The sequence below is a fragment of the Aquabacter sp. L1I39 genome (assembly GCF_017742835.1).
Taxonomy (GTDB): Bacteria; Pseudomonadota; Alphaproteobacteria; order Rhizobiales; family Xanthobacteraceae; genus L1I39.
In genome coordinates this window covers 2,287,141-2,298,691 of the sequence record NZ_CP072392.1, presented here as the reverse complement: position 1 = coordinate 2,298,691, position 11,551 = coordinate 2,287,141, and the positions used below count along the sequence as shown (strand labels likewise).

Annotated in this window: 10 protein-coding genes; 7 read left to right on the top strand and 3 right to left on the bottom strand. The window is 67.1% G+C overall.

Annotation, left to right across the window (positions count from 1 at the left end; all coding sequences use genetic code 11):
- Positions 1–5 precede the first annotated feature (5 nt).
- Both J5J86_RS10030 and cobJ read left to right on the top strand, forming a co-directional pair.
- Entirely contained in the window at positions 6–737 is a 732-nt protein-coding gene (locus J5J86_RS10030; protein WP_209104749.1) for a precorrin-2 C(20)-methyltransferase, read from the top strand.
- Positions 734–1,468, top strand: coding sequence for a precorrin-3B C(17)-methyltransferase (gene cobJ / locus J5J86_RS10025; protein WP_209104747.1), 735 nt, complete (start codon positions 734–736; stop codon positions 1,466–1,468). Before J5J86_RS10030 ends, cobJ begins: the two co-directional genes overlap by 4 nt.
- On the opposite strand, the gene J5J86_RS10020 is transcribed toward cobJ, so the two are convergent.
- Positions 1,444–2,196 carry a cobalt-precorrin-6A reductase gene (locus J5J86_RS10020; RefSeq protein ID WP_209104746.1) on the bottom strand — a complete coding sequence of 251 codons (753 nt, stop codon included), beginning with the start codon at positions 2,194–2,196 and terminating at the stop codon, positions 1,444–1,446. The two genes, cobJ and J5J86_RS10020, sit on opposite strands and share 25 nt — an antisense overlap.
- A 31-nt stretch (positions 2,197–2,227) precedes the next feature.
- On the opposite strand from J5J86_RS10020, the gene cbiE reads away from it, so the two are divergent.
- From cbiE to cobF, 4 genes are read left to right on the top strand one after another with little or no spacing between them, the layout of a single operon-like run.
- Positions 2,228–3,415 carry a precorrin-6y C5,15-methyltransferase (decarboxylating) subunit CbiE gene (gene cbiE / locus J5J86_RS10015; protein ID WP_209104744.1) on the top strand — a complete coding sequence of 396 codons (1,188 nt, stop codon included), beginning with the start codon at positions 2,228–2,230 and terminating at the stop codon, positions 3,413–3,415.
- Between the two features lie 16 nt (positions 3,416–3,431).
- A complete protein-coding gene (cobM, locus tag J5J86_RS10010; RefSeq protein WP_209104742.1) occupies positions 3,432–4,214 on the top strand; it encodes a precorrin-4 C(11)-methyltransferase in 783 nt (260 codons plus the stop codon).
- Entirely contained in the window at positions 4,214–5,533 is a 1,320-nt protein-coding gene (locus J5J86_RS10005; protein WP_446698670.1) for a cobyrinate a,c-diamide synthase, read from the top strand. The genes cobM and J5J86_RS10005 overlap by 1 nt, the downstream gene beginning before the upstream one ends.
- Positions 5,534–5,553: 20 nt before the next feature.
- Positions 5,554–6,348 carry a precorrin-6A synthase (deacetylating) gene (gene cobF / locus J5J86_RS10000; RefSeq protein ID WP_209105339.1) on the top strand — a complete coding sequence of 265 codons (795 nt, stop codon included), beginning with the start codon at positions 5,554–5,556 and terminating at the stop codon, positions 6,346–6,348.
- On the opposite strand, the gene cbiB is transcribed toward cobF, so the two are convergent.
- Both cbiB and J5J86_RS09990 read right to left on the bottom strand, forming a co-directional pair.
- The gene (cbiB, locus tag J5J86_RS09995; protein ID WP_209105338.1) at positions 6,301–7,239 is read right to left on the bottom strand and encodes an adenosylcobinamide-phosphate synthase CbiB; all 939 of its coding nucleotides are present in this window, start codon (positions 7,237–7,239) and stop codon (positions 6,301–6,303) included. The genes cobF and cbiB overlap by 48 nt on opposite strands.
- A gap of 142 nt (positions 7,240–7,381) precedes the next feature.
- Positions 7,382–8,302, bottom strand: coding sequence for a 3-keto-5-aminohexanoate cleavage protein (locus J5J86_RS09990; protein ID WP_247658297.1), 921 nt, complete (start codon positions 8,300–8,302; stop codon positions 7,382–7,384).
- 531 nt (positions 8,303–8,833) lie between these two features.
- On the opposite strand from J5J86_RS09990, the gene J5J86_RS09985 reads away from it, so the two are divergent.
- Entirely contained in the window at positions 8,834–10,828 is a 1,995-nt protein-coding gene (locus J5J86_RS09985) for a BCCT family transporter (protein ID WP_209104738.1), read from the top strand.
- Positions 10,829–11,551: the final 723 nt, after the last annotated feature.

Here is an 11,551-nt window from a genome sequence, read left to right as displayed (position 1 = left end):
CGGGCATGGGAAAGGTGATCTGTGCCGGCTTGGGACCCGGCGATCCCGATTTGATGAGCCTGCGCGCCCATCGGGCGGTGTCGGGCGCGCGCCGCATCGCCTACTTCCGCAAGAAGGGGCGGGCGGGCAATGCCCGGCGCATCGTGGAGGGCCTGCTGGCCCCGGGATGCGCGGAATATCCCATGGAATATCCCGTCACCACGGAGATCCCGTTCGACGATCCCCGCTATGTGGATGCCCTCGCCACCTTCTACGACCAATGGGCGGCGCGCCTCGCGGACCTGGCTGAGGATGGCGACGTGGTGGTGCTGTGCGAGGGCGACCCCTTCTTCTACGGCTCCTTCATGCATGTCTTCATCCGCCTGCGGGGACGGGTGGAACTGGAGGTGATCCCCGGCATCACCGGCATGGCCGGGTGCTGGAACGTGGCGGACCTGCCCTTCACCTGGGGCGATGACGTGTGCACCGTGCTCATGGGCACGCTGTCCGAGGAGGCCCTCGTCCATCACATGTCGGGGGCCGACGCCATCGTGGTCATGAAGACCGGCCGCAACCTGCCCAAGGTGCGGCGCGCGCTGGAAAAGGCCGGACGCCTCGGCGAGGCCCTGCTCATCGAGCGCGGCACCATGCCCGGCGAGCGGGTGGTGCGCCTGGCCGAGGCCGACGTGGTGGACTGCCCCTATTTCGCGACCGTCCTGGTGGCGGGCAATGGCCGGCGGCCCATGGTGGCTGAATGAGCGGCTCCCTGCGCATTGTCGGGCTCGGCCCCGGCGCGCCGGACCTGCTCACCCCGCAGGCGGAGGCGGCGCTTGAGGCTGCCACCGATGTCTTCGGCTATGCGCCCTATGTGGCGCGGGTGGCCGAGCGGGAGGGGTGCGTGCGCCATGCCTCCGACAATGGCGAGGAACTGGTGCGGGCGCGCGCGGCATTGGCGGCGGCGGCTGAGGGGCGGCATGCGGTGATCGTCTCCGGTGGCGATCCCGGCGTGTTCGCCATGGCGGCGGCCGTCTTCGAGGCGTTGGAGGAGGCGCCGGACTGGCGGGACCTCGACATTGCCGTCGTGCCCGGCATCACGGCCATGCTGGCGGCGGCCGCGGCGGTTGGGGCGCCGCTGGGGCATGATTTCTGCGCGATCAACCTCTCCGACAATCTGAAATCCTGGTCGGTGATCGAGCGCCGCCTGCGGCTTGCGGCGGAGGCGGACTTCGCCATCGCCCTCTATAATCCCCGCTCCAAGGCGCGGCCCGATGCGCTGGGTGTGGCTTTCTGCGTGCTGCGGGAGGCGGGGGCCGGCGAGCGGCTGGTGATGCTGGTGCGCGATGCCAGCCGGCCCGGCGAGAGCGTCGCCATCGCCCCCTTGGAAAAGACCGATCCGCTCCAGGTGGACATGCGCACCCTGGTGATCATCGGCAGCTCCGCCACCCGGCAGGTGGGCCGCTGGGTCTATACGCCGAGGCGCGGGCCATGATCGCCCATCAGCCAGGCGAGCGCCTCTTCCACCGTCTCGGCGCGGGGGCGCGGGGGAATCGGCGGACGGGCGATCAGCGTCACGGGCAGGCCGAGTTGCCGCGCCGCTTCGATCTTTGCGCCGGCCTGCGGGCCGCCGGCATTCTTGGACACCACCCAGGAAATGCCGTGGGCGCGCATCAAGGCGAGATCGTCTTCCAGGCTGAATGGCCCGCGCGTGGCGATGATGTGATGATCGGGCAGCGGCGGGGGGGAGCGGGGCGCTTCCACCATGCGCAGCAAATAGAAATGCTGGGGGCGGGCCGCGAAGGCGCCGATATTCTGCCGGCCGATGGCCAGGAAGACCCGGTGCGGGGTCTCGGGCAGGTCCGCCACGGCCTGCGCCACGTCCTCCACAGGGCGCCACAGGTCCCCGGGCTGCGCCGTCCAGGGCTGGCGCTCCAAGGCGAGGAGGGGAACGCCCGTATCGGCTGCCGCTGCCACCGCATTGCGGCTCATGCCGGCGGCGAAGGGGTGGGTGGCATCCACCATGTGGGTGATGCCCGCCGCGCGCAGATAGGCGATCAGCCCCTCCACGCCACCGAAACCGCCCACGCGGGTGGGCAGCGGCTGGGGAATGGGCGCGTCGGTGCGCCCCGCATAGGAGAAGATCGCATCCACGCCCCGCGCCGCCAGCGCCGCCGCCAGCCGGCTGGCTTCCGACGTGCCGCCGAACAGCAGGACGCGCATTTTCTGATCCGTTTCCAGGCCCGGTGATCCCATGCAGCCCTGGCTCTCCCTCATCGGCATCGGCGAAGATGGCCTTTCCGGCCTCACCGCCGCAAGCCGCGCCGCGCTGGACGAGGCGGATATCGTATTCGGCGGCCCCCGTCACTTGGCGCTGGCCGGGGCGGGAGAGCGGGGGCGGCCCTGGCCCTTGCCGTTTTCGGTTGCGCCGGTGCTGGAGCAGCGGGGGCGCAAGGTGGCGGTGCTCGCCTCGGGCGATCCCTTCTGGTTCGGTGTCGGGGGGAGCCTCGCGGCGCACCTCGCCCCTGCCGAATGGCGGGCCTTTCCTGCGCTTTCAACCTTTTCCCTCATCGCCGCCCGCCTCGGCTGGCGGCTGGAGGAGACCACGTGCCTCGGCCTCCACGCGGCGCCCTTTTCCCGCCTGTTCCCGCATCTGGCCGAGGGCGCGCGCCTCATCTGTCTGGTGCGGGATGGCGCGGCGGTGCGAGCGCTGGGGGCATGGCTGGTGGAACGGGAGTTCGGTGAAAGCCGCGCCCATCTGTTCGCCGCGCTTGGCGGGCCTGACGAGCAGGTGACGGCCTGTGCGGCGGCAGGCCTTGCGGACACAAAGGCGGGGCCTCTGGTGGCCGTGGCGCTGGACCTGCGCGGGGGGCGCGGCCCCATCCGTGCCAGCGGCCTGCCGGACGAGGCCTTCAGCCATGACGGACAGATCACCAAGCGTCCAGTGCGCGCCTTGACCCTCTCCACCCTCGCGCCGCGCCGGGGTGAGCATTTGTGGGACATCGGCTCAGGCTCGGGCTCCATCGCCATTGAGTGGCTGCTGGCCACCGGGCCGACCGGACGCGCGCTGGCCATCGAACCCCGTGCCGACCGGAGGGCCAATATCGCGGCCAATGCCCTGGCCTTCGGGGTGGAGGATCGCCTTCAACTGGTGGAGGGCAAGGCGCCCGAAGCCCTGGCGGGTCTTCCTGTGCCCCATGCCGTGTTCGTTGGCGGTGGCGCCAGCGCATCGCTTCTGGAGGCACTCTGGGCCTTGCTGCCTGCCGGCACACGCCTCGTTGCCAACGGTGTGACATTAGAGACCGAGGCGCTGCTCGCGGACTGGTCCGCCCGCCACGGCGGCACGCTCCTGCGGATCGAGCTCGCCCAGGCCCAGCCGCTCGGCGGCATGCGCGGCTGGACGCCCGCCCGCCCCATCGTGCAATGGAGCGTCGTGCGATGAGCGGGGAGGGGCGGGCATGACGGTGCATTTCATCGGCGCGGGGCCAGGCGCCGCCGACCTCATCACGCTGCGAGGACGCGACCTCATCGCGGCAAGCCCCGTCTGCCTCTATGCGGGCTCCCTGGTGCCGGAGGGCGTCCTTGTGCATTGCCCGCCGGGTGCGCGGATCGTGAACACCGCGCCCTTGTCCCTCGATGAGATCATCGCAGAAATGGGCGAGGCCCATGCAAGGGGACAGGATGTGGCGCGGCTCCATTCGGGCGATTTGTCGGTGTGGTCCGCCATGGGCGAGCAGGTGCGGCGCCTGGAGGCTCTGGGCATTCCCTATGATGTCACGCCCGGCGTGCCCTCCTTCGCCGCCGCCGCCGCCGTGCTGCGGGCTGAATTGACCTTGCCGGGCTTGGCGCAATCCGTGGTGCTCACCCGCACCACGGGCCGCGCCACCGCCATGCCGGAAAGCGAGAACCTCGCCGCCTTCGCCTCCACCGGCGCGGTGCTCGCCATTCACCTCTCCATCCATGCGCTGGAGCGGGTGGTGGGGGAACTGGCGCCCCATTATGGCGCCGACTGCCCTGCCGCCATCGTCTGGCGGGCCAGCTGGCCGGACGAGCGGGTCGTGCGTGGCACACTCGCTACCCTTGTCGCCGCGGCGGGAGAGGGGCTGGACCGGACGGCGCTGATCCTGGTGGGGCGGACGCTGGGCGCGGCCGATTTTGGGGAAAGTCGCCTTTATGCGGACGATTATGATCGCCGCTACCGGCCGTGCGGCACCCATCCCCGCTTTCCGGAGACCGAGTGATGGCCCCGCTGCCGCCCGGCCTCCTCATCGCGGCTCCCAGCACCGGTTCCGGCAAGACCACGGTGAGCCTTGGCCTTGCCCGCGCGCTGACCCGGCGCGGGCTCACGGTGCAGCCCTTCAAGTGCGGGCCGGATTATATCGACCCTGCCTTCCATCGGGCCGCGACGGGCCGCGCCTCGTTCAACCTGGACAGTTGGTCCATGCCGGATGGGTTGCTGCGTACCCTGCTGGTGCAGGCCGAAGGCGCGGACCTGGCGCTGGCCGAAGGCTCCATGGGGCTGTTTGACGGTGTGAAGCAGGCGGGGGCCTTCGGCACCGGCGCGAGCGCCGACATCGCCGCCTTTACCGGTTGGCCGGTGCTTCTCGTGCTGGATTGTTCCGGACAGGCTCAGACCGCCGCCGCCGTTGCCTGCGGCCTTGCCCGTTTCCGCCCCGATGTGAAAGTGGCCGGCGTGATCCTGAACCGCGTCGCGAGCGATCGGCATGCGGACCTGCTGCGCCATGGCTTCGCGGACACGGGGATCGCGGTGCTCGGCAGCCTGCCGCGCCGGGATGCAATCGCCTTGCCGGAGCGCCATCTGGGCCTCGTTCAGGCGGAGGAGACGCAGGCCTTGGACGCCATCCTTGATGGCCTTGCCGACCTCGTCGAGGCGCATATGGACCTCGATGGCTTGCTGCGCGCTGCTTCCGCGCAGCGCGGGCAGGAGGGACCGGCCCCCCGCCGCGCGCCATCGCCCGGGCGGCGCATCGCCTTGGCGCGGGATGCCGCCTTTTCCTTCGTCTACCCCCATGTGCTCGAAGGCTGGCGTGGCGCCGGGGCGGAAATCCTGCCCTTCTCCCCGCTCGCCGATGAGGGGCCGGACCCCTCTGCGGACATGGCCTGGCTGCCGGGCGGTTATCCGGAGCTTCATGCCGGTCGCATCGCGGCGGCGCAGACCTTCCGCGCCACCATGAGAACGTTCGCCGCCACACGACCGGTCCATGGCGAGTGTGGGGGCTACATGGTGCTTGGCGAAGCGCTGGTGGACAAGGACGGCGTCAGCCATGAAATGCTGGGCCTGCTGGGTCTCGTGACCTCCTACCAGAAGCGCAAGATGCATCTGGGCTATCGGGTGGCGGACCTTCTCGCCCCCTTGCCCGGCCATCAGGCCGGCGCGCGCTTGCGGGGCCACGAGTTTCACTATTCCACCATCCTCGCCCAGCCGGACGCGCCCCTGGCCCATGTGACGGACGCTGCCGGCGTGACGGTGCCCGAGACCGGCTCGCACCGGAACCGGGTGAGCGGCTCCTTCTTCCACCTGGTGTCGGAGGCCCCATGACGTCGCCTGAGGTCTCTGCGCTGGTGGAGCTCATGCTGATCGGCATAGGCACCGGTGATCCCGATCATCTGACCCTCGGCGCCTTGAAGGCGCTGAAATCCGCCGATCTCATCCTGGTGCCGCTCAAGGGGCGGCAGAAGGCGGATCTGGCGGAGGTGCGCCGTACCATCCTCGCCGAGCATGTCACCGACCCCGCTGTCCGCGTCGCCGAATTCCAGATGCCGGTCCGTGACGCGGACGGGGATTATCGCGATGGCGTCGAGCGTTGGCACGATGCCATCGCGGAGGCCTGGCGGCAGGAGATGGCGGCGGGGCTCCAGGGGCGGGGAGGGCGCGTGGCGCTGCTCGTCTGGGGCGACCCGTCCCTTTATGATAGCACGCTGCGCATTGCCGAGCGCCTCTCGGCCCTCCTGCCGCTGCGTGTCACGGTGGTGCCCGGCCTGACCTCCGTGCAGCTTCTCACTGCCGCCCATTGCCTGCCTCTCAACGAGATCGGCGCGTCCGTCCTCATCACCACCGGCCGGCAATTGCGCACGGGCGGCTGGCCCGAGGGGGCCGACACGCTGGTGGTGATGCTGGACGGGGAGACCTCATTCCAGACCGTGCCGCCGGAGGGGGTGGAGATCTGGTGGGGCGCCTATCTCGGCCTGCCCCAGCAGGTGCTCCTGGCGGGTCCGCTGGCGCAGATGGGGCCGCGCATTGTGGAGGAACGGCGCGCCGCCCGCGCCCGCAACGGCTGGATCATGGACATCTATCTGCTGCGCCGCTCAGGCCACGCTCATCAGGCCGTTAGCGGCGAGCAAGGCGGCAGCTAAGACCATGGCGATGGCATAGAGGCGCAGGGCCCGATCGAGATCGGCAGCTGCCGGATCCGGTGCCCCGGCATTCAGCCAGGGCTCCTGCGCCACCACATGGTGATAGGTGCGCGGCCCAGCGAGCCGCACCCCCAGCGCGCCGGCCATGGCCGCCTCCGGATAGCCCGCATTGGGCGAGCGGTGGCGGTGGCCGTCTCGCATCATGATGCGCAGCGCCCGCTCGGGGCGCGGGCAGGCGAGGGCGATCAGCAGCCCGGAGAGCCGCGCGGGGATGAGGTTGAGGAGATCGTCAAATCGCGCTGAAGCCCAGCCGAAGGCCTCGTGCCGTTCCGTGCGATGGCCGATCATGGAATCCAGCGTATTGACCGCCTTGTAGGCAGCGATCCCCGGCAGCCCCAGCAAAGCACCCCAGAAGAGCGGGGCCACCACGCCATCGGAGGCATTCTCCGCCAGGCTTTCCATGGCTGCCCGTGCCACGCCCGCCTCGTCGAGCGCGCTCACGTCGCGCCCCACAATATTGGCGACCGCGCGACGCGCGGCAGTCAGGTCACCCATGCGGAGGGGGCGGGCGACCGCCGCCACATGGTCATAAAGCGACCGGCTCGCAATCAGCGGCCATGCCATAATGCCAACCACCGCCATGCTGGCCCAGTCCCGCCCCGAGACCTGCTGTGCAACCTCTTGCAGAACGAAGGCGGGGAGAGCTGCGGCGCTCACCACCGTCAGGAGCGTCACCACGCCCAGGGCCTTCCGGTGAGCAGGAGAGCCCCTGTTCAGCCGGGCATCGAGGAGGGAGATGAGACGGCCCAGCCATGTCACCGGGTGGCCGATACGCGCGTAAAGGCAATCCGGCCAACCGAGTGCTGCATCGACCAGAAGGGCGGTGAACATGGCGATGGCGAACACAGTGCGCTCCGGGATGACCTCACCGCCCTTCTATCGTCCCCACGCTCTGGTGCCACCGCCATTTTGCGCAGGGTTGCTGCAGGGCGAAGCATCGGCGGGCGATGTCGTTCGTTTCCGTTCGGCTGGATCAGTTGGGAGGCGAGATGCTGCGACCTCCCGCGGCCGCCGGGAAGTCTGCCGGCCGCTTCAGATCGAGGCGAACCTCGCGCGCCGTCGCCGGCTCTTCGCCTGCCGCCCGCACGAGTCGCACCGCCTCCTCGACCCATTGGCGGTTGCTCAGCCCTGTTCCGAATGGTGCGTCCTCAAGGCCGACGCGCACGTTCCCGCCGCGCGCGATCGCATGGAGCGTCAAGGGGCGTATGTCCACTCCGAGCCCCGCCACCATCCAGGGCGCGCCCGGAGCATGGCGCTCGACCATCCGGATATAGGTGTCGAGGGAGGAGGGGACGGGGTCGAGACCGAAGGTGAAGATGTCGGAAAACATGAAGCGATAGATCGGTCGCGGGCATTTGGGTCGGCCGTTCCAGAGCGCCGCGCCATACCGCACAAAGCCGGGCTCATAGATGGCGTAGCTCGGCACCAATCCATGCTCGGCAGCCACTTCCAAGCCGCGCTGAATGTGGGCACCGGGATTGAGATAGGTCGAGCCTGGCTGCCCGGCCCTTGCTTCGTCGATGGTGGAGAGGTTGATAGACCCGGGATCGACGACCGCCCACTCCAGCAGCCCTCGGCCTGCAAGTTCCTCAATTGCAGCGTATCGGTCCAGTTCCGCGCCGCTGTCGAAGGCCTGTGCGCCGCCCACGAAGGGAATGGTCGGATAGACGATCGCATCCACCTTGGAGCGTATGCCTTCAATGATCGCTGCGTAGGCTTGCGGGTCGTCGTTCTGCCTCCCGCTTTCGGGATCGTAGGCGTGCACATGGATGATGCCGGCTCCTGCCTTTGCGCAGTCAATCCCCTCCCTCACCACCTCCGCCACTGTGACCGGGATGCCCGGCTGGCGATGGCGCGACCACGGACCGTTCAACGCGGCTTCGATCCAGACCATTTGTATTGCCCCACGCGATGAGCGCATCCAGAGGAAGAGATCTGATCATGCGGGAGCCCTTGAAATGGTAAAGACCGCGGGAGCCACGCGCCGCGCTTCTCCGGCGCCAACATGGCGGATCCGGCCAGTGGACCAAAGCGGCGCAGCGGCGATGGAACGGGGCCTCGGTGTTAGGCCCGTGGGCGAACGGCTCCCCGGCTTCAGTCCTGTTGAACGATCCTATTGGGTGAGTGCATCGGATCGAGGATGAGGGGCACATATGTAGATATGGGGGTGGTTTCCCATGTCAGAGACATGATATCAGTCTCTCTCGAGACGAGATGCGGTCCGGTTAATCCTCTCCACGCTCATCTGATTCAAGGTGGGGAGTGGGAACAGAAGCCATTTGGCAATAAATCACGACAGAATCTGTGACCCGCCTCTGCTATCCTCACGCGCTGGCCAGCCTCTGAAGCACCACAGCGCGCCCGGCAACCTGCAGCGTTGCGCCTTCATGCGCAGCCACCAACAAAAAGGACGACATGCTGCAAGATGGTAGATCCTGTACGCACTGACGCCGCAGATTCCTCCAGGCGCCGCAAAATCGAAGTGAACCCCCCGGTTTTTTTCATCTCGGCGGGGCTGATCCTGGCTTTTGCCTTGGCCGGGGCTCTCTTTCCCGAGCAAGCGGGGCGGCTCTTCGCTTCGTTGCAGACCTTCATCGTTGTCGATTTCGGCTGGTTCTACGTCCTTGCCGTTGCCGGCTTCCTGGTCTTTGTCCTGTTCCTGATGCTGAGCCGTTACGGCGACGTGAAGCTGGGGCCAGATGAAAGCGAGCCTGAATACAGCTACTTGTCCTGGTTCGCGATGCTCTTCAGTGCCGGCATGGGCATTGGCCTCATCTTCTTCGGTGTCGCCGAGCCCATCCAACATTACGCGTCGCCGCCCGTCGGAGAGGGCAGGACGGTGGAGGCCGCGCGGCAGGCGCTGGTCCTCACCTTCTTTCACTGGGGACTGCACGCCTGGGCGATCTACATCATCGTCGGCCTTGCGCTCGCCTATTTCGCGTTCCGGCGCGGCTTGCCGCTGACCATTCGCTCAGCGCTCTACCCGCTGATCGGCGATCGCATTTACGGCCCGGTCGGACATGCCATCGATATCTTCGCCGTCCTCGGCACCATGTTCGGCGTTGCAACTTCGCTCGGGCTCGGCGTGCTGCAGGTAAATGCGGGCCTGAGCGATCTGCTGGGCCTGCCGACAAACACTGCCGTGCAGCTCATCCTGATTGCGGTCATCACCGCAATGGCGACCCTGTCCGTGGTGGCGGGGCTCGACAAGGGGGTGAAGCGGCTCTCCGAGCTCAACATTATCCTGGCGGTGGCGTTGCTGCTGTTCGTGCTGTTCGCAGGATCTACCGTGTTCCTGCTCCAGGCCTTCGTCCAGAATGTGGGTGCCTATCTCGCGCAGGTGGTGCAGCGCACGTTCCGCATGTATGCCTATGAGCCTAATCCGTGGCTCGGCAACTGGACCTTGTTCTACTGGGGCTGGTGGATCGCCTGGTCCCCCTTTGTCGGCATGTTCATTGCGCGGATTTCCCGTGGGCGGACAATCCGCGAATTCGTGATGGGCGTATTGCTGGTACCGGTCGCCTTCACCTTTCTTTGGATGACGGTGTTCGGAAACACCGCGATCGCGCTGGACATGAAGGGTGTGGCGCCAATAGCGGAAACGGTTGCGAGCAATTTGCCGGTCGCATTGTTCGAGACTTTGCGCCAGTTGCCCTTCTCTACGCTGGCGTCGGGGGTGGCGACGCTGCTCATTATCACCTTTTTCGTGACTTCAGCGGATTCTGGCGCGCTTGTCATCGACATGATCACGTCGGGCGCGGTGGACAATCCTCCGGTCTGGCAAAGGGTGTTCTGGGCCATTTGTGCAGGCCTGGTCGCCGCGGTGTTGCTGGTGGCGGGTGGTCTGCAGGCGCTCCAGACCGCAGCAATAGCGAGCGCACTGCCCTTCGCCGTCGTCATGATCTTCATCTGCTATGGGCTGCTCCGCGCGCTTCAGATGGAGAGCCGCGGCGCCGCGATGGACCTTTCACTTGCCACCGACGCGGTGCCCTCTGCCACGAGCGGCAAGACCTGGCAGCAGCGTCTCGACGTCATCCTTCGCCATCACGGTAGAGAGGAGGTGGACACCTTCCTCAAGACCACTGCGCATGGCGCGATCTCGGCCGTTGCGGAACAGATGCGCGAAAGCGGCCTCCTTCCAACGGTGAAAACGGGCAACGATGTCCTAGAACTCGACATCCCGCACGGCGAGCGCGGCGCATTCCACTACAGCCTGCGCGCCCGCGCCTTTCGTGTGGCAAGTTTCGCCTGGGCGGCCGATCCCGGCGAAGAGCGACGCGAGCCGCGGCACTACCGTGTGATGGCGCAATCCTCGGGCGGTGACCAGCCGCATGACGTGACGGGCTATTCGAGGGATCAGCTGATCAACGATCTGCTCAACCGCTATGCGCGCTTCCGGCACGCGCGTCGCTTGGCCTGATCATGCCCGCGCCGCCCGATTATGCGCCGCGTACGAGCAGGAGAATAAACGCCTGCGGATGCAGCGCTCCGCCTTCAGCTCGGCCACATCCCTGCGCAGCCGATCAATCTCGAGCGGTTCGGGCTTCATCTGACCCTGCCCGGGAAAGGCATGCCTGATCCTCCCCCGATTTGGTGGACACCCATGTTAGCTTTTGCGAGCTTCACAGGAGTGTTCGATGGGCGCACGGCGTCGGGTTTTTCCGGAGGCGTTCAAGCGGAGGGTGATCGGCGGTTATCGGCGGCGTTCGGAGAGGCCTGAATCATTCCCACTCGATGGTCAATGGGCTTGAGTAGGTATTGTAATTATTGCACTTTCCGCCATCGATCCAAATGAGTACCAGATGCAATACCATCAGTGACATGATGCCCCTGTAGTGGATTATCTACAACAGGTCGCGTCACTATTGGTCTAAATGCATCGTAAATTAACGTTGGCATAACGTGGGCGCAAAAGTCTGGCGTGCATCCTTATTCTTGGGTTCGTAATGCAAGCATGCGCGTGGGACGGAACGTCCCATATGATCCGATTGGTGCCTCCTGCTTGCGAATGCGGGGACGGTTCAGAGTTCGGGCGCGGCTAGTTGCCTGCCTCCTTTCGCGGTGCTGACGACCCTCGGCCGCCCTCGCCCGATAGCGACGATCCGCTGGTTCTGCGACCATTCTGATGACTTTCGCTGTAGGG